The following is a 16,813-nucleotide window of genomic DNA, read 5'->3' as shown; positions in this document are numbered from 1 at the left end:
TAGCATTCTGAGATATGCTTATTTAATAAACAACCGGTTGACTATACTGAAGCCATTGCGGTAAAACACAGCGTTCATTCGCAGAATGAAGCGTCTGGTGCTGTGGTACCGGATGATATCGACAAACAACAGCGGTGCTTTATGCAAGTTTTTATCATGCGTCATGGCGATGCGGCTCTGGAAGCAGCAAGTGATTCAGTCAGACCACTCACGCTTTGCGGATGTGACGAATCACGCCAGATGGCGAGCTGGCTCAACGGCCAGGCGCTGGATATCGAACGGGTGCTGGTCAGCCCCTATCTGCGTGCCGGTCAAACCCTGGCAACGGTACGAGAAGCTCTGACGCTGCCGGAAGGGCAGGATGTGTTGCCAGAGCTAACGCCGGGCGGCGATCCGGGGCTGGTGGCCTGCTATTTGCAGACGCTGGCGAACGAAGGGGTGAAATCGGTGCTGGTGATTTCGCATCTGCCGCTGGTGGGCTATCTGGTTTCCGAGCTTTGCCCACAGGAAACCCCGCCGATGTTCGCGACTTCCGCGATTGCCTGTGTCAATTTTGACCCGGTAACCTGCGAAGGCAAACTGGAGTGGCAGGTCAGTCCCTCAAAACTGGCCAAAGCGATGTAATCCCGCGATGGGCCGCCGCAGCGGCCCTGGCCCTCAAGGCAATTCTGGCGGTTGCCACTCTTCCACTTCAATCAGCACCAGCAAGGCGGCATCACCGCCAAACATTTTCGGTGCCTGATGAAACGCCATCACCCACGGATGTTGTGCCAGCCACAGCGGCGTTTGCTGCTTGAGGATGTGTTTACCGTGCCCGGTCATCACGCTGGCGCAAAACAGATGTTCACGACGACAGGCGGCAATCAGAGCGCCCAGCTCCTGCTTGGCCTGCATCTGGGTTAAGCCGTGCAGGTCGAGGAAAATCTCCGGGGTGTAATCACCGCGCCGCAGTTTTTTCAACTCATAATGGCTGACATCGGCGCGTACGTAGCGCACCGGCCCGTCGCTGGAAAGCAGCGGCTGAAATTCATCGGAGAAATAATGGCTGTTATCGGCCTGTTCGGAAAGCAGCCTTTTTAGCGGTACTTCACGCGTTTTTACCACCGGTTTGTGCACGACGGTATCCTGTTTCAACTTGCGTGTTCCGGTCATTAACTGGCGGAACATCGCCTGATCGTCCTGGCTTAGCGGCGTCTTCTTACTCATGTCTCAATAGATGTCTTCAGGAATGGCGGGGGACTCTGATGTCCTACCTTACCTTTAAGTGTTAACAAATGTCAGCTTTTTCACCTTGCCGCGCTGAATTCTGCCCGGCTTCGTGGCAAACTATCGGCCGATTGATTTTATGGCCTGCTGGAGGGCTACGTGGACAAAATTTTCGTCGATGAGGCAGTCAACGAACTGCACACCATTCAGGATATGCTGCGCTGGGCCGTCAGCCGTTTTTCTGCGGCCGGTATCTGGTATGGTCACGGCACAGACAACCCCTGGGACGAAGCGGTACAACTGGTCCTGCCCACCCTCTGGCTGCCGCTCGATATCCCGGAAGATATGCGTTATGCGCGCCTGACAGCCAGCGAGCGTCATCGCATCGTTGAACGCGTGATTCGCCGCGTCAACGAGCGTATCCCGGTGGCCTATCTCACCAACAAAGCCTGGTTCTGTGGCCATGAGTTTTATGTCGACGAGCGTGTGCTGGTGCCGCGTTCGCCGATTGGTGAGTTGATTGACAACCGCTTTGCCGGGCTGATTGCTGATAACCCGAGTCATATCCTTGATATGTGCACCGGCAGTGGCTGCATTGCCATCGCCTGTGCTTATGCCTTCCCGGAAGCCGAGGTGGACGCAGTGGATATCTCCACCGATGCGCTGGCGGTTGCGGAGCAGAACATCGAAGAACATGGTTTGCTGAACCACGTTACCCCGATTCGCGCCGATTTGTTCCGCGGTCTGCCGGAGGTCAAATACGACCTGATCGTCACCAACCCGCCTTACGTTGATGCCGAAGATATGGATGACCTGCCGGGTGAATATCACCACGAGCCGGAGCTGGGACTGGCAGCGGGCAGCGATGGCCTGAAACTGGTACGGCGTATCCTCGCCTGTGCCCCGAAATATCTCAGCGAGCAGGGCGTGCTGATTTGCGAAGTGGGCAACAGCATGGTGCATATGATCGAACAATATCCCGATGTGCCTTTCACCTGGCTCGAGTTCGACAACGGTGGTGACGGCGTATTTATGTTGACCCGCCAGCAAATTGTTGACGCGCAACATCATTTCTCATTCTTTAAAGACTAAAAGCGAACATCGCAACAAGGAATCAGCATGGCCGGAAACAGCATCGGACAATTTTTTCGAGTAACCACCTTTGGCGAATCGCATGGTATTGCGCTGGGCTGCATTGTTGATGGCGTGCCGCCGGGCATTCCATTGACCGAGGCCGATATTCAGCACGATCTCGATCGTCGTCGTCCTGGCACATCGCGTTATACCACCCAGCGTCGTGAGCCGGACCAGGTGAAAATTTTGTCTGGCGTGTTTGAAGGCGTGACTACCGGAACCTCAATTGGTCTGCTGATTGAGAATACCGACCAGCGTTCGCAGGATTACAGCGCGATCAAAGATCTGTTCCGTCCAGGCCATGCGGATTACACCTACGAGCAAAAATACGGCCTGCGTGATTACCGTGGCGGCGGTCGTTCGTCAGCACGTGAAACCGCGATGCGGGTGGCTGCGGGTGCCATCGCCAAAAAATATTTGCAGATGAAGCACGGTATTCAGGTTCGTGGTTACCTGGCGCAGATTGGCGACGTGGCTTGCGAGCTGAAGGACTGGAGCATTGTTGAAGAAAACCCGTTTTTCTGCCCGGATGCGGACAAGCTGGAAGCACTGGATGAACTGATGCGCGCACTGAAAAAAGAGGGTGACTCCATCGGTGCTAAAGTGACGGTGATGGCAGAAAATGTGCCACCGGGCCTCGGTGAGCCGGTGTTTGACCGTCTCGATGCAGATCTGGCCCATGCGCTGATGAGCATCAACGCCGTGAAAGGCGTTGAGATCGGTGACGGTTTCGCGGTGGTTAACCAGCGTGGCAGCCAGCATCGCGATGAAATCCGTGCTAACGGCTTCCAGAGCAACCACGCAGGCGGCATTCTCGGCGGTATCAGCAGCGGCCAGACTATCAGCGCGAACCTGGCGATGAAACCGACATCCAGCATCACCGTACCGGGTAAAACCATCACCCGCGACGGCGAAGAGGTTGAGATGATCACCAAAGGTCGTCACGATCCCTGTGTCGGTATCCGCGCCGTGCCGATTGCCGAAGCGATGATGGCGATCGTGCTGATGGATCATCTGCTGCGCCAGCGTGCGCAGTGTGCTGACGTTAACTCCACTGTTCCACGCTGGTAAATCGATGCGTCGCCTGCTGCTCACCCTTGCCGCGTTGCTTTGCACCGCTGCCGTCAATGCTGCCACACCGTGGCAGCAAATTTATCAACCGATTAGCGGTGCACCGCAGTCGATTGGCAGCTTTGCCAATGGCTGTATTGTCGGTGCCCAACAACTGCCGCTGAACTCACCTGATTACCAGGTGATGCGTCAGGACCAGCGCCGTTATTTCGGCCATCCCGACCTGATCGCCTTTATTCAGCGTCTCAGCAGCCAGGTCCATCAGCTGCAACTGGGGCAGGTGTTAATTGGGGATATGGGGATGGCGGCGGGCGGCCGTTTTAGCAGCGGTCATGCCAGTCATCAGACTGGTCTGGATGTTGATATCTGGCTGCAACTGCCGCGTAACCGCTGGACGGCGCAGCAACTGCTGAAACCACAGCCCCTCGACCTGGTTGCTCCAGATGGCAAGCAGGTGGTAGCGCGTCATTGGCAGCCGCAGATCGACAGTCTGATCAAACTGGCAGCGAAAGATGATGAAGTGACGCGTATCTTCGTCAATCCGGCGATTAAAAAGCAGCTTTGTGCCGATGCTGGCAGCGATCGCGCCTGGCTGAATAAGGTGCGCCCGTGGTTTGCCCATCGCGCGCATATGCATGTACGACTGCGTTGCCCGCCGGGCAGCCTGGAATGCCAGGATCAACCGGCACCACCGCCGGGTGACGGATGCGGTGCCGAGCTGGAGAGCTGGTTCCTGCCGAAGCAGCCGGGCAGCACCGCACCGGTTAAAAAAGAACCGCCACCACTGCCGCCTTCATGCCAGGCATTGTTGGATAACCATTTGTTATAACAGGGATGTAAGAACAGTATGGAATGGTTTGTAGCCAGCCCTCTGGTGCTGGTCGTGTTATTCGGTGTCTCGGTGCTGGCGGCTTTTATTGATTCCATTGCCGGTGGCGGTGGCTTGTTGACGCTGCCATCCCTGCTGGCGGCCGGGCTTTCCCCTGCGCAGGCGTTAGCCACTAATAAACTGCAATCGGTGGGGGGGTCTTTCTCCGCCAGCCTCTATTTTGTTCGACGTGGAGTGATTAACCTCCATGCACAACGGTTGAATATTGCCCTGACCTTTATCGGCGCGATCTGCGGTGCCGTGCTGATCCAGCATATCAAAGCCGATATCCTGCGCCAGGTACTGCCGCTGTTGTTGATCAGTATCGGGCTGTGGTTCCTGTTGATGCCGCGTATTGGTGAGCAGGATCGTGCGCAACGCCTGCACGGTTTAGCCTATGCATTGGTGGGGGGCGGTTGTGTCGGTTTTTACGATGGCTTCTTCGGTCCCGGTGCCGGTTCTTTTTATGCCCTGGCTTTCGTCACCCTGTGTGGTTTCAATCTGGCAAAAGCCACTGCACACGCCAAGATCCTCAACTTCACCTCCAACTTTGGTAGCCTGCTGTTCTTTATGTTTGGCGGCAAGGTGGTGTGGGGCACCGGCCTGATTATGTTGCTGGGTGCGTTTTGCGGTGCCAGACTCGGCGCGCGTCTGGTGCTGAGCCGTGGTCAGAAACTGATCCGCCCGATGGTGGTGACAGTCTCTGCGGTGATGAGCGCTAAACTGTTATGGGATAGTCACGGCAGCGCATTGCTAGCATGGATGGCCACCCTGTGATCAAACACTCGTCAATACCGGCAGCCGATGCGACAATGACGCCGGTTTTCAACAGAACAATGACATCATGAGTACAACACACCATTACGAGCAGCTGATTAGCGTGTTCGATAGCTGCTTTCAGGACGAGTTTCAGACGCGTCTAATTAAAGGCGACGACGAACCCATTTATCTTCCGGCAGATGAGACCTCACCGTGGCATCGCGTGGTTTTTGCCCACGGTTTTTACGCCAGCGGTATGCATGAAATCTCTCACTGGTGTATTGCCGGAGAAGCACGCCGCAAGCTGGTGGATTTTGGCTACTGGTATTGCCCGGACGGACGCGATGCGCAGACACAAAGCCAGTTTGAATCGGTGGAGATCAAACCACAGGCGCTGGAGTGGTTGTTTTGTGTGGCGGCAGGCTTTCCCTTCAACGTAAGTTGTGACAATCTCGAAGGAGATTGTGAGCCAGATCGCATTGCGTTTCAGCGTAAAGTGCATGCCCAGGTGATGAGGTATCTTGAGCAAGGCATCCCGGCGCGTCCGGCGCGGTTTATTCAGGCATTACGAGATTATTACGGCACCCCTGCGCTGACTGCGGCACAGTTTCCCTGGCCGGAAGATCTGTGACCATTAATGAAGGAAAATTGAGATGATCGTAGAATTTGAGTCACGCATTCTGGCGCTGATTGACGATATGGTAGATCACGCCAGTGACGACGAATTGTTTGCTGGCGGTTATCTGCGTGGACATCTGACGCTGGCGGTGGCCGAAATCGAACAAAGCGGCGAACACACGCCGGAAGCGTTGCAGATTCAGGTCACCCATAGCCTGCAAAAAGCTATTGCTGCCGGTGAGCTGTCACCACGTGATCAGGCGTTGGTGGTCGGTATGTGGGAAAACTTGTTTAACCAGGCGCGCCAAACAGCCTAAGGTACATTTCGTAGCGGCGCGATTTATCGCGCCGTTACGGGCGTCCCACTTTCTTTCCTTTAAGCAGTTTCCGCACCCAGTAGCGATTTGGATTCAGTGCCGCCAGAGTCGCGCCATCCAGCGGCTGCGGCTCATCACTCATCTGTGCCGCCAGCACTTCCGCGGCCAGCGGTGCGCTGCACAAACCCCGCGACCCCAATGCACCCAGCACAAATAATCCCGGATAAAGAGGCGCTGTGGCGATCGCTGCGCCTTGCGCCCGCTGCTCAGCCAGCGTGGCGTACTGCGCCAGGGTGGCGTCGTAGTCCGGCACGCTACCGACCATCGGCAGATGATCACGTGTGGCACAACGGACGCCGATACGCGCCTCGCTATCGCTGACATCCACCTGTGCTGGCCAGTCGGTGGTGGGCAGGCAATTGATCAGGCGCTGACGATTCTCCAGCTGATCAGCGGCACGATAGTCTGTAGTCGTATCGCCACGGTGGTAACTGGCTCCGATGCAGTGGGTGGCATAGGTTGGGCTGACCGGCGTGAGATAGCCGTCGTAACATAACACGCTGCGCAATGCGCCAAGCTGGGGAGTCGTCGGTACATGGCTGACCTGGCCCGCAACGGCATACACCGGCAGATTACGGCTCTGATCGATATCCAGCAAGGCATGACCATTCGCCAGCACCACCTGTTGGTGCTGAACATCGTGCTGTTCAGTAAAACTCAGCGTCCAGCCGTCATTCTGCGGCGTTAGTCGGGTTACGCGATGCAGCCAGTGCACGCGTAATCCCTGGGTTTGTGCGTATTCCAGCAGGTTGCTGGTCAATTCCGACGGCGACAGCCAGCCGCCGTGCGGATAGTAAATGCCGCCCATCCCCAGCTCCACGCCAGCCAGCGCTTCCGCCTCTTCTTTATTTACGCCATAAGCAAGGTCGTGCGGCAGCCCCATGCTCAACATCTGGGCGATTTTGTCGGCACTTTTCTCGTCCCAACCCAGTTGCAGCACGCCGCTCCAGGCATGTTCGAACGCCACCGGCAGTGCATCATAAACACGGCGGGCAAAACTGAACGCGGCGGGGAAAAAGGTTGCCAGCGCCGGATCATGCTGATTCAGCAGCGGATAAAGCGCCCCCTGACGATTACCCGACGCCCCCAGCGCGGCGGCGGCATCGGCACAATACAGGGTGACGCGCCAGCCACGACGCAGCAACGCCAGCGCCAGTACCGCGCTGGCGACGCCACCGCCAATCAGCGCCACTTCCTGGCTTTGCGCCTGCGGGCGTGCATACCAGGGTTGACGCTGCGACAGGGCAGGGGCATCAGCTAACTGGCCGGTCAGCATCTCGCGTTTATGACCAAAGCCTTTACGTTTGCTGATGTGAAAACCCGCTTCCTGCAAACCGCGCCGGACAAATCCGGCAGAGGTGAAGGTTGCCAGCGTCCCATTGGGACGCGCCAGGCGCGCCATCGCAGCAAATAATTCTGGCGTCCACATCTCCGGATTTTTCGCCGGGGCGAAGCCATCGAGGAACCAGGCATCCACCTGACGATGCAAACTGTCATCAAAGGTATCAATTAGCGCGTTAATATCGCCTAACCACAGGTCAAGGGTGACCTCGCCGCCGCCAAATAGCAGACGCTGGCAGCCCGGCAATGCTGCGGGCCACTGCTGTTGCAGCTGTTCGGCCCACGGCTGGAGTTCCGGCCAGTGCGCGTGCGCTGCCACCAGGTCCGGGTGGGTGAGCGGGAATTTTTCACAGCTGATAAAGTGCAGGCGCTTCAGGTTGGCGGTGGGATGCTGGCGGCGAAAATGGTCGAAAGCCTGCCACAAGGTGAGAAAGTTAAGCCCGGTGCCAAAACCGCTTTCCGCCACAATAAACAGCTCACGATCATGGTTGAGGAAGCGCTGCGGAATGCCATTGCCATCAAGGAAGACATAGCGTGTCTCCTCCAGACCATTGTCGTTGGAGAAGTAAACGTCATCGAAGGCTTGCGAAACAGGTGTACCCTGTTCGTTCCAGTTAAGTTGTGCGTGTTCAACCGGGGATAACTTCAAGGGAAAGGCTCATTTTTCAGGCAGTGGCGTGATTTTAGCGAGTGCGGTCACATGACGCAAATTTACAAAAGGAAATGGCTGATCGGACTTGTTCGGCTTACAACTGTAAGCTAGAGTGCACGTCAATCCAAAAGAAGTGGAATGAGGACTATTTGAATGAAACGTGCAGTGATTACTGGCCTGGGTATCGTTTCCAGCATTGGTAGTAACCAGCAAGAGGTGCTGGCATCTCTGCGTGAAGGCCGTTCTGGTATCACTTTCTCCGAAGAGATGAAAGAAGCCGGTATGCGCAGCCACGTATGGGGTAATGTAAAACTGGATACGAACGGGCTTATCGATCGCAAAATCGTGCGTTTTATGAGTGATGCCTCCATTTACGCTTATCTTTCTATGGCAGAAGCTATCAAAGATTCTGGCCTGACCGAAGAGCAGTATCAGAGCAACCCGCGTGTGGGTCTGATCGCCGGTTCTGGTGGCGGTTCTCCGCGTTTCCAGGTGTTCGGTGCTGACGCAATGCGTAGCTCGCGTGGCCTGAAGGCGGTGGGTCCGTACGTGGTCACCAAAGCGATGGCCTCTGGCGTTTCCGCTTGTCTGGCAACACCGTTTAAAATCCACGGCGTAAACTATTCGATCAGCTCCGCCTGTGCCACCTCGGCACACTGCATCGGTAATGCGGTTGAGCAGATCCAGTTGGGCAAACAGGATGTGGTATTTGCTGGCGGCGGCGAAGAGCTGAGCTGGGAAATGGCCTGTGAGTTCGATGCGATGGGCGCACTCTCCACCAAATACAACGAAACGCCGGAAAAAGCGTCTCGTACCTATGACGCGAACCGTGATGGTTTCGTCATCGCTGGTGGTGGCGGTATGGTGGTGGTTGAAGAACTGGAACACGCCCTGGCGCGCGGCGCGCATATCTATGCCGAAATCGTCGGCTACGGCGCAACCTCTGATGGCGCAGATATGGTCGCACCGTCAGGTGAAGGCGCAGTGCGCTGCATGAAGATGGCGATGCAGGGTCTGGATACCCCGATCGACTACCTCAACAGCCACGGCACCTCTACTCCGGTGGGTGATGTGAAAGAGCTGGGTGCGATTCGTGAAGTGTTTGGCGACAACACGCCATACATCTCCGCCACTAAAGCCATGACTGGCCACTCACTGGGTGCGGCGGGCGTGCAGGAAGCGATCTACACCCTGCTGATGCTGGAGCATAGCTTCATCGCACCAAGCATCAACGTGGAAGAGCTGGACGACGCGGCGAAAGGCATGAACATCGTGACTCAGCCGACAGAAAAAGCGCTGACCACTGTGATGTCAAACAGCTTCGGCTTCGGCGGGACTAACGCCACCCTGACGATGCGTAAGTATCAGGGTTAATGTAGTTTTATCCCACAAGGGCCGGTTAATCCGGCCCTTGTCGTTTTGACATTCTCCGCTCCGCTTGCCACAATCAATTCCCTCATCCCGTAATACGTAAGCGTTCACGTGAATCAACGCACCCGTTTCTGTTAATCACAGAAGACGTGCGTGTGTCTGGTTTTCGCCTGCATGGCACGTCTCAGAACAAGGAGTTACGTCCATTATGTCTACTGCTGCCGATGCGCAGACGCAATCTGTGTTTCCCTTAGCCTGCACCTCCTTTGCGGTGTTTTTGACCTATCTGACGGCGGGCCTCGCGCTGCCGGTGATCCCGTTGTATGTCCACCAGGAGCTGGGCATGAACAACGTCATGGTCGGTGTCGCAGTGGGGATTCAGTTCTTTGCCACTTTGTTGACGCGCAGCTTTGCCGGACGGCGGGCCGATCAGCACGGTGCTAAGCTCACCACCCAACATGGCATGATGGCGATAGCGCTGGTGGGCGTGGCCTATCTGGCGGCGGCGCTGTTGCCGCTGTCACCGTGGGGGAAGTTTGGTCTGCTGGCGCTTGGCCGTCTGTTGCTCGGTTTTGGTGAAAGCCTGTTACTGACCGGTAATCTTACCTGGGGGATGGGGCTGGTCGGTAGCCGACGATCCGGGCTGGTGATGTCGTGGAACGGCATGGCGATTTATGGATCGCTGGCCGCCGGTGCGCCGATCGGATTGCTGGTTCATCAATACGCCGGATTTGCCGCGCTGGGTGGCGTGGCGCTGTTGTTGCCGTTGCTGGCGCTGGCGCTGAACAGCTGGATTGCCCCGGTGCCGGTGGTGGGGGGGGAACGTCCTTCGCTGTTTAGCGTGGTGAAAACCATCTTTCAGCCAGGCCTGGCACTGGCGTTGCAGGGTACTGGCTTTGCGGTGATCGGCACCTTTACCTCGTTGTACTTTGCTGCGCAGCAGTGGGGCAATGCCGGACTGGCGCTCACCGCTTTCGGGTGTGCCTTTGTGTTGGTGCGCGTGTTCTTTGGCGGCCTGCCGGATCGGCACGGTGGGGTGCGGGTGGCGATGGTGTCACTGCTGGTCGAAGCCGTTGGCCTGACGTTGTTGGCGCTGGCCGGACAGGGTTGGGTGGCCCTGTTGGGAGCGGCATTAACCGGCAGTGGTTGTTCACTGATCTTCCCGGCGCTGGGGGTGGAGGTGATCAAACGCGTCTCACCACAGATCCGCGGCACCGCGTTGGGCGGTTTCTCCGCGTTTCAGGATATTGCTTACGGTGCCAGTGGTCCGTTGACTGGTTTGCTGGCGACCGCACTGGGCTACGGCTCAGTGTATGCGGCAGGCGCCTGCTGCGCGGTACTGGGCATCGTGGTCACCTGGCGTTTTGCCCGCAGCGCGACAGCAGCATAACCAACTTATCGCAGGCGCTGACGATTTCGCCAGGCGTCAGTGCGGCGAAACCCAGTATCCAGCCTGGCTGCCACGCCTGTCCCGCATACAGTGGCGACAGACGTGGCAGCAACAACCCATGCGCTTGCCCCTGAGCGGTGAGCGCCGCTTCTTCCCCCTGCAATAAATGCACTGTCAGTTGCAAACCGCCGGTCGCCGGGAACGCTGTCAGCCAGGGGGCACAGCGTGTGCTGAGTTGTTGTAGCAACACATCCCGACGGCTGTGGTACAGCTGGCGCATCAGGCGCAGGTGGCTGGCGAAATGTCCCTGCTGGATAAATTCGGCGGTGATCGCCTGTGGCAGTAACGCGCTGTGCCCATCCAGCACGCTGCGTGCACGGCCCAGCGCTTCCACCAGCGCGGGTGGCACTACCATCCATGCCAGACGCAGCGACGGGAACAAGGATTTGGAAAATGTCCCGAGACTGATCACCCGGCTATTCGCTTCCAGCCCTTGCAACGCGGGCTGAGGGCGTTCGTCATAGTGAAATTCGCTGTCGTAATCATCCTCAATCAGCCAGCTATCCTGTTGGTGCGCCCATGCCAGCCACTCAAGGCGGCGCGCGAGGCTCATTGGTGTTCCGGTTGGATAATGGTGTGACGGGGTGAGATAAACCAGCCTGGCGCTGCCGTCGAGGGGCAGCGCTCCGGCTGCATCCAGCGGCATCGCCCGACAACGTGCGCCAGCGGCGAGGAAGGCATTACGCGCGCCGGGATAACCCGGTTCCTCCAGCCAGACATCGTCACCACTATCCAGAAACATCAATGCCAGCAGCTGGAGCGCCTGCTGTGAACTGGTCAGGATCAACACCTGTTCGGCGCTACAGCGCATACCGCGCGATAATGCCAGATAATCGGCCAGGGCCTGACGCAGCGGCGCATAGCCGCAAGGGTCGCCATAACCCATCGCCTTGCTACCGAGTGAACGTTGCACGCTGGCGCTGATGCGCCGCCAGGTGGTATGCGGAAAGGCACGCAGTTCCGGAGAGCCAGCGGCAAAGGCGTGTGGGAAGGGCGGATCCTGACACCCCCCGGTCGCCAGTACCTGGTTGCCACGCGCAGAAAAATGCAGGCCACTGTGTTGCACGCCAGAGGGTACACGCTGCGGCATGGCAATGGCGACAAAGGTTCCTCTGCCGCAGTGGCGTTGCAGATAGCCTTCACTCTCCAACTGGGCATAGGCGGCCTCCACCGTCACCCTTGAGAGACTGAGGTCGCTGGCGAGCTGGCGGCTGGAAGGGACTTTCTGCCCATAACCCAGGTGGCCGCTGGCAATCGCCTGGCGTAGCGTAGCGCACAATCGTTCGCGCAGGCCGCCCTGGCTTTGATGACTGAACAAGGTCAGCAGGGGAGATGTTGTCATTGTGGTCTTATCATCATATGAAAAGTGGTATCAATATGCAGACCACTTTGCCTTACACTGACGGAAATTCAAAGCAGGAGAATACGATGTCATCTGTCTTAGCCTTTCCCCCAGCCAGCGCCTCCGCAAGCCTGGCATATCTGCAACACAAGTTGGCGTATTACACCGACGCCTGGGATTTAGCCGAGGATATGGCGAACGGCTGTGATGCGATCGTGGTGTTTGATGCCCGATCGGCAGAGGTGTATCAGGCCGGACATATTTGTGGTGCGATCTCATTTCCGCATCGCACCATTAGCGCCGACACCACCGCACAGTTGGATCGGGAAAAAGTCTACATCACCTATTGCGACGGTATCGGCTGCAATGGCTCGACCAAAGCGGCGCTGAAGCTGGCGGCATTGGGTTTTCAGGTGAAGGAGCTGATTGGCGGACTGGATTTCTGGAAACGTGATGGCCATCCACTGGCATGGGGCAGTGCGCCGGGCGAGTGGCCTGCCGCTGCGCCTGCCGCCTCTTGCGGTTGTTAAATCACAGGAAAATCCACAGCAGAAAAATAAACACCACCAGCGCCAGACTGAGGGTTAACGCCGGGCGCTGAGCAAACGGCGCAGGCAGTTGGCTCACCAACGGTGCCCAGATCGGTTGCGGACGCAGTTCGCTGTCTGCCAGCGGTTGTTCGAGGTTTTTTTCGGCGCGACGGCTGAACAACAGGTTGAGTAAATCCTGAGTTTGCGCTGGCGTCAGCACCATCTGCGGCGTAGCCTGGAAACGCTGCTGGCTGTAATCCTCCAGCAGGCGTTGCTCGCTAGTGGTTAACGGCTGTTTGAGTGAACTTTCCAGCATGTGCAGCGTGGGCGCGCTCTGTTGACTCAGCGTCTGACGCACCTGCAAATATTGCGTCAGCAGCGGGAAGTGGCGCAACGGAATCGGGTCGCCACTCTTCAGATTGACCAGCTTTAACACATCCTCCAGCACTTTCACCGGTGATTCACCGGTGCTGGCAGCGAGACGTGTCACTTGCTGATTCAGTGCCTGATGTTCGGCAGGCAGCAGGGTACGATCGCTGCTGCGCGTTTGTTGCGGCTGCGGGATGGCTATCTGACCGTTCTGTAACATGGTCAGCACCTGACGCAGCTGGTCCGGCGACAGCGCGCTCAATACCGTCTGATTAAACTGCTGGCGGATAAAGTCACTTACCGCCTGGCGGTTATTGCCCTGCGGCAGTTTTTCCAACAATTGCTGCAACAGCTGGCGCGTGGCATGGCTATCCTGCACCTGGGTCAGGCGGCTGTTGAGATGCTGCTCAGCAGCAGGAAAATGACGTGATTGCAGTTCCGCATCGTTCTTCACGCCAACTTCATGGCGTACTCCGGCCCACAGTTCCGGGGCTTTCAGGGTGCTGAGCGACATGATACGCACAATCAGGCGTTCCAGCGTGGTGCGCTGGGCCGGGCTTAATGGCTGCTCGCCAGCGGGTCCGCCGGGACGCCCAGCGGCGTTGGTGAGAGGGGAACGATCGCCCGCGGGCACACCGGGACCGCTAATAGGTTGCATGGCGGAATCCTTGAAAAACGAGTCAGATCCGGGTGCGCCGGAAAAACGAGGCCATATGATAGCAAATGCCCCCGGGAAATCCACGGGGGCAGCAGAGGGCAGGGAATTATTTTACCTCGACCAACCGTACGCGTTTACGTCGCCAGCGTTTCCAGATGGGGGGCACGATCAGCACCGCCACGGCCAGCACCAACAACACTTTGCAGATCAGGCTTTCCCACAGGATCGGCAGGTTGCCGTTGCTGATCGACAATGCGCGTCGCAGGTTTTGCTCCAGCATCTCGCCCAACACAAAGCCGAGGATCAGCGGAGACATCGGGAAATCCATTTTACGCAGGATATAACCGAAAATCCCCAGCCCCACCATCAGCAGCAGGTCAAAGGTGGTGCTGTGCACAGCATAGACGCCCACCGCAGAAATCGCCGCAATCGCCGGGACCAGAAACCACAGCGGAATCGTCAGCATACGCGCGAACAGATTGATCATCGGGATGTTCATAATCAGCAACATTACGTTGCCAATCAGCAGCGCGGCGATCAATCCCCAGACGATATCCGGCTGCTCGGTAAACATTGCCGGGCCGGGAGTGATGTTGTAGAGCGTCAGCGCACCGACCATCACCGCCGTGGTGCCGGAGCCGGGAATGCCCAGCGTCAGCATCGGGATAAACGAACCGCAGGCCGAGGCATTATTCGCCGCCTCCGGTGCTGCCACGCCGCGAATATCGCCTTTACCAAACTGATCGCTGCCGCTGATTTTCTTTTCGGTCATGTAAGCAATAGCGCTGGCAATGGTCGCTCCAGCACCGGGCAATACACCGACAAAGAAACCGATAAAGGAGGAGCGCAGGGTTGCTCCTGTCGCCATCGCCGCTTCTTGCATGTTGAACAGCATACGGCCGCTGGCACGTACCATCTTCTGACCGCTGCTGGTGGATTCCAGCATCAGCAGAATTTCGCTCACCGAGAACAAACCAATCACCACCACCACGAACTGAATACCGTCGGAGAGATGCACGCTATCGAAGGTGAAGCGATAGACGCCGGTGTTGGCATCGACACCCACCGTCGCCATCCCCAGCCCCATCAGCGCGGCGAGGAATGACTTCAGCGGGTTATGGCTCATCATGCTGCCGAGGCAGGCGATGGCGAACACCATCAACGCGAAATACTCCGACGGGCCAAAGGCCAGCGACCAGTTTGCCAGCAGCGGGGCGAACAGGATGATGCCGATGATAGCAATGGTGGAACCGATAAACGAACTGACGGCGGAAATCGACAACGCCACCCCCGCTTTGCCCTGCTGCGCCATCGGGTAGCCATCCAGTGCGGTCATGATCGCTCCGGCGTCCCCCGGCACATTCAGCAGAATTGACGAGATACGTCCGCCATATTCACAGCCGATATACACCGTTGCCAGCAAGATCAGCGCCGATTCGGCCGGTAAGTGTAGGGCAAACGCCAGCGGCATCAGAATCGCCACGCCGTTAATTGGCCCCAGCCCCGGCAGCAGTCCGACAATGGTGCCGATAAAGCAGCCGATCAGGGCGATCATCAGGTTTTCCGGCGTCATGGCGACGGCGAAACCCTGCATCAGAAAAGACCAGGTATCCATCATAATCTCCCGTTAACTGAACCAGCTGCCGACCGGCAGCGTGACATCCAGCAGATGATCGAAGGCGTAAAACAGCGTAATGCCCATCACGCCACCAGAAATCACCGCTGCCCACCAGCGGGCACCAAACAGCAGACCGATGCCGAAGGTCAACAGGGTGGTGCAGAGGGCAAATCCCATGCGTTCAAACAGCCAGCCATACAGCATCAACATCAGGCACAGGGTAATAAGTTTTCTCAGCGTGGTTGGCACGGGCCAATGTACGGCATCGGGTTTGCGTAACAGCATCAACACCGAACACAGGGCCATCAGTCCGAGCAACAGCATCGGGAAGGGGCGGGGCCCGACCGGTTCATAGCTGTATTCGCTTTGAATCTGCCAGGCGATAAACAGCCCGGCGACACAAAGCAACAGCCAGACGGTGGCAAAAATACGATCGCTCATGTTGCCCCCTTATTTCGCCAGACCGAACGATTTAGCCTGTTCACGGTAGGTGGCAACCTGTTTTTTTACATAAGCGTCTAATTCGCTGCCAAACATGTTGAACTCAAACAGGCCACGCATATCACGCTGCTGCTGGAACTCTTTGGTAGTCACCAGCTTTTTGAACGCATCCTCCCACCATTGATAATCGGCATCGCTCACTTTTGGTCCCAGGTAATAACCACGGATAATCGGCCATTCGACGTTGAAGCCCTGTTCTTTGGCGGTGGGAATTTGCGCCAGTTCGCCAGGCAGACGTTCGCCAGCCATCACTGCCAGCACACGCATTTTGCCACTCTGTAAATGGGGCACCATTTCGCTCATATCGCCAGATACCACCTGGATATGGTTGCCGAGCAATGCCGTGACGGGTTCACCACCGCCTTCAAAGGCGACATAACGCATTTTGCGTGGATCGATGCCAGCTTCACGCGCCAGCAGCGCGGTTTTCATCCAGTCCTGGCTCCCAATTGACGCACCAGCGCCCACTACCACTTTGGTGGGATCCTGTTTCATCGCTTCCATCAGTTCACCGAGGGTTTTCCATGGTGCATCGTTACGGACCGCCACCATGCCGTAATCGGTGCCAACCGCCGCCAGCCATTTCACGTCGTCTACGGAGTAACGGCCAAACTTGCCCTGTGACAGGTTGAGCAGAGACCCCCCGGAGTAGGCGACAACGGTGCCTGCTTCTGCCGGGCGCTGGGCAATGATGGCGTTGTAGGCCACGGCACCGACGCCGCCCGGCATATAAGTCACGCGCATCGGTGTCGTGATCTGCCCGGTTTCTTGCAGGGAAACCTGCAACAATTTGCAGGTCAGATCAAAACCGCCGCCCGGTTTAGCGGGGGCGATACATTCAGTACGTTCCGGTGCAGCGGCAAAAACAGAAGAAATTGACAAGACCAGCAGGCCTGCGGTGAGGCTGGTGCGAATAGTATTTTTCATTGGTCGCTCCATTGTAGGTTT

17 protein-coding genes are annotated in these 16,813 nt (G+C 57.3%); 10 read left to right on the top strand and 7 right to left on the bottom strand.

Going from position 1 to position 16,813, the window contains the following annotated elements; all coding sequences use genetic code 11:
- The first annotated feature begins 141 nt into the window (after positions 1 to 141).
- Complete coding sequence (gene sixA / locus AC6I8W_RS14775) at positions 142 to 624, top strand: phosphohistidine phosphatase SixA (protein WP_497835622.1); 483 nt, start codon at positions 142 to 144, stop codon at positions 622 to 624.
- 33 nt (positions 625 to 657) lie between these two features.
- Here sixA and smrB read toward each other — a convergent pair whose 3' ends face one another.
- Entirely contained in the window at positions 658 to 1,206 is a 549-nt protein-coding gene (gene smrB, locus AC6I8W_RS14770; protein ID WP_497835621.1) for an endonuclease SmrB, read from the bottom strand.
- 159 nt (positions 1,207 to 1,365) lie between these two features.
- Between smrB and prmB the strand changes: the two genes are divergently transcribed.
- The 6 genes from prmB (at position 1,366) to AC6I8W_RS14740 (ending at position 5,973) form a co-directional block, all read left to right on the top strand.
- Positions 1,366 to 2,298, top strand: coding sequence for a 50S ribosomal protein L3 N(5)-glutamine methyltransferase (gene prmB / locus AC6I8W_RS14765; protein WP_497835620.1), 933 nt, complete (start codon positions 1,366 to 1,368; stop codon positions 2,296 to 2,298).
- A 27-nt stretch (positions 2,299 to 2,325) separates the two neighbouring features.
- Complete coding sequence (aroC, locus tag AC6I8W_RS14760) at positions 2,326 to 3,411, top strand: chorismate synthase (protein WP_021185123.1); 1,086 nt, start codon at positions 2,326 to 2,328, stop codon at positions 3,409 to 3,411.
- A gap of 4 nt (positions 3,412 to 3,415) precedes the next feature.
- Positions 3,416 to 4,240 carry a penicillin-insensitive murein endopeptidase gene (gene mepA, locus AC6I8W_RS14755; RefSeq protein ID WP_497838198.1) on the top strand — a complete coding sequence of 275 codons (825 nt, stop codon included), beginning with the start codon at positions 3,416 to 3,418 and terminating at the stop codon, positions 4,238 to 4,240.
- Between the two features lie 18 nt (positions 4,241 to 4,258).
- Positions 4,259 to 5,056 carry a sulfite exporter TauE/SafE family protein gene (locus AC6I8W_RS14750; RefSeq protein ID WP_497835619.1) on the top strand — a complete coding sequence of 266 codons (798 nt, stop codon included), beginning with the start codon at positions 4,259 to 4,261 and terminating at the stop codon, positions 5,054 to 5,056.
- Positions 5,057 to 5,123: 67 nt separating this feature from the next.
- A complete protein-coding gene (locus AC6I8W_RS14745) occupies positions 5,124 to 5,669 on the top strand; it encodes an elongation factor P hydroxylase (RefSeq protein WP_497835618.1) in 546 nt (181 codons plus the stop codon).
- 22 nt (positions 5,670 to 5,691) lie between these two features.
- The gene (locus AC6I8W_RS14740; RefSeq protein WP_497835617.1) at positions 5,692 to 5,973 is read left to right on the top strand and encodes a YfcL family protein; all 282 of its coding nucleotides are present in this window, start codon (positions 5,692 to 5,694) and stop codon (positions 5,971 to 5,973) included.
- Between the two features lie 34 nt (positions 5,974 to 6,007).
- On the opposite strand, the gene mnmC is transcribed toward AC6I8W_RS14740, so the two are convergent.
- Positions 6,008 to 8,023: a bifunctional tRNA (5-methylaminomethyl-2-thiouridine)(34)-methyltransferase MnmC2/FAD-dependent 5-carboxymethylaminomethyl-2-thiouridine(34) oxidoreductase MnmC1 gene (mnmC, locus tag AC6I8W_RS14735; protein WP_497835616.1), complete on the bottom strand. Its 2,016-nt coding sequence runs from the start codon at positions 8,021 to 8,023 to the stop codon at positions 6,008 to 6,010.
- Between the two features lie 156 nt (positions 8,024 to 8,179).
- Between mnmC and fabB the strand changes: the two genes are divergently transcribed.
- Positions 8,180 to 9,400, top strand: coding sequence for a beta-ketoacyl-ACP synthase I (gene fabB, locus AC6I8W_RS14730; protein ID WP_497835615.1), 1,221 nt, complete (start codon positions 8,180 to 8,182; stop codon positions 9,398 to 9,400).
- Between the two features lie 205 nt (positions 9,401 to 9,605).
- Positions 9,606 to 10,787 (top strand): arabinose transporter, encoded by a 1,182-nt coding sequence (locus tag AC6I8W_RS14725; RefSeq protein ID WP_497835614.1) that lies wholly within the window; start codon positions 9,606 to 9,608, stop codon positions 10,785 to 10,787.
- Here AC6I8W_RS14725 and pdxR read toward each other — a convergent pair.
- Entirely contained in the window at positions 10,750 to 12,189 is a 1,440-nt protein-coding gene (pdxR, locus tag AC6I8W_RS14720) for a MocR-like pyridoxine biosynthesis transcription factor PdxR (RefSeq protein ID WP_497835613.1), read from the bottom strand. The genes AC6I8W_RS14725 and pdxR overlap by 38 nt on opposite strands.
- Before the next feature lie 86 nt (positions 12,190 to 12,275).
- Here pdxR and AC6I8W_RS14715 point away from each other — a divergent pair, with 86 nt between their 5' ends.
- The gene (locus AC6I8W_RS14715) at positions 12,276 to 12,719 is read left to right on the top strand and encodes a rhodanese-like domain-containing protein (RefSeq protein ID WP_497835612.1); all 444 of its coding nucleotides are present in this window, start codon (positions 12,276 to 12,278) and stop codon (positions 12,717 to 12,719) included.
- Position 12,720: 1 nt separating this feature from the next.
- Here AC6I8W_RS14715 and flk read toward each other — a convergent pair whose 3' ends face one another.
- The 4 genes from flk to AC6I8W_RS14695 all read right to left on the bottom strand — a co-directional run bounded on the left by flk (position 12,721) and on the right by AC6I8W_RS14695 (position 16,792).
- Positions 12,721 to 13,746, bottom strand: a complete 1,026-nt coding sequence (gene flk, locus AC6I8W_RS14710) for a flagella biosynthesis regulator Flk (RefSeq protein WP_497835611.1) — start codon at positions 13,744 to 13,746, stop codon at positions 12,721 to 12,723.
- Between the two features lie 106 nt (positions 13,747 to 13,852).
- Entirely contained in the window at positions 13,853 to 15,361 is a 1,509-nt protein-coding gene (locus AC6I8W_RS14705) for a tripartite tricarboxylate transporter permease (RefSeq protein WP_497838197.1), read from the bottom strand.
- Between the two features lie 12 nt (positions 15,362 to 15,373).
- Positions 15,374 to 15,805, bottom strand: a complete 432-nt coding sequence (locus tag AC6I8W_RS14700) for a tripartite tricarboxylate transporter TctB family protein (RefSeq protein WP_497835610.1) — start codon at positions 15,803 to 15,805, stop codon at positions 15,374 to 15,376.
- 9 nt (positions 15,806 to 15,814) lie between these two features.
- On the bottom strand, positions 15,815 to 16,792 hold the full coding sequence (locus AC6I8W_RS14695) for a Bug family tripartite tricarboxylate transporter substrate binding protein (RefSeq protein WP_497835609.1): 978 nt from the start codon (positions 16,790 to 16,792) through the stop codon (positions 15,815 to 15,817).
- Positions 16,793 to 16,813 lie beyond the last annotated feature (21 nt).

The sequence above is a fragment of the Pantoea sp. X-Soil-TKNS-1211 genome (assembly GCF_059730495.1).
The sequence above is the reverse complement of the archived record's forward strand: the minus strand, read 5'-3'. Positions and strand labels throughout refer to the sequence as shown.

Excerpts from the sequence above, each read along its gene's own strand:
- sixA (WP_497835622.1), top strand. The coding sequence starts at position 142 with ATGCAAGTTTTTATCATGCGTCATGGCGATGCGGCTCTGGAAGCAGCA.
- smrB (WP_497835621.1), bottom strand. The coding sequence starts at position 1,206 with ATGAGTAAGAAGACGCCGCTAAGCCAGGACGATCAGGCGATGTTCCGC.
- aroC (WP_021185123.1), top strand. The coding sequence starts at position 2,326 with ATGGCCGGAAACAGCATCGGACAATTTTTTCGAGTAACCACCTTTGGC.
- mepA (WP_497838198.1), top strand. The coding sequence starts at position 3,416 with ATGCGTCGCCTGCTGCTCACCCTTGCCGCGTTGCTTTGCACCGCTGCC.
- AC6I8W_RS14750 (WP_497835619.1), top strand. The coding sequence starts at position 4,259 with ATGGAATGGTTTGTAGCCAGCCCTCTGGTGCTGGTCGTGTTATTCGGT.
- AC6I8W_RS14745 (WP_497835618.1), top strand. The coding sequence starts at position 5,124 with ATGAGTACAACACACCATTACGAGCAGCTGATTAGCGTGTTCGATAGC.
- AC6I8W_RS14740 (WP_497835617.1), top strand. The coding sequence starts at position 5,692 with ATGATCGTAGAATTTGAGTCACGCATTCTGGCGCTGATTGACGATATG.
- fabB (WP_497835615.1), top strand. The coding sequence starts at position 8,180 with ATGAAACGTGCAGTGATTACTGGCCTGGGTATCGTTTCCAGCATTGGT.
- AC6I8W_RS14725 (WP_497835614.1), top strand. The coding sequence starts at position 9,606 with ATGTCTACTGCTGCCGATGCGCAGACGCAATCTGTGTTTCCCTTAGCC.
- pdxR (WP_497835613.1), bottom strand. The coding sequence starts at position 12,189 with ATGACAACATCTCCCCTGCTGACCTTGTTCAGTCATCAAAGCCAGGGC.
- AC6I8W_RS14715 (WP_497835612.1), top strand. The coding sequence starts at position 12,276 with ATGTCATCTGTCTTAGCCTTTCCCCCAGCCAGCGCCTCCGCAAGCCTG.
- flk (WP_497835611.1), bottom strand. The coding sequence starts at position 13,746 with ATGCAACCTATTAGCGGTCCCGGTGTGCCCGCGGGCGATCGTTCCCCT.
- AC6I8W_RS14705 (WP_497838197.1), bottom strand. The coding sequence starts at position 15,361 with ATGGATACCTGGTCTTTTCTGATGCAGGGTTTCGCCGTCGCCATGACG.
- AC6I8W_RS14700 (WP_497835610.1), bottom strand. The coding sequence starts at position 15,805 with ATGAGCGATCGTATTTTTGCCACCGTCTGGCTGTTGCTTTGTGTCGCC.
- AC6I8W_RS14695 (WP_497835609.1), bottom strand. The coding sequence starts at position 16,792 with ATGAAAAATACTATTCGCACCAGCCTCACCGCAGGCCTGCTGGTCTTG.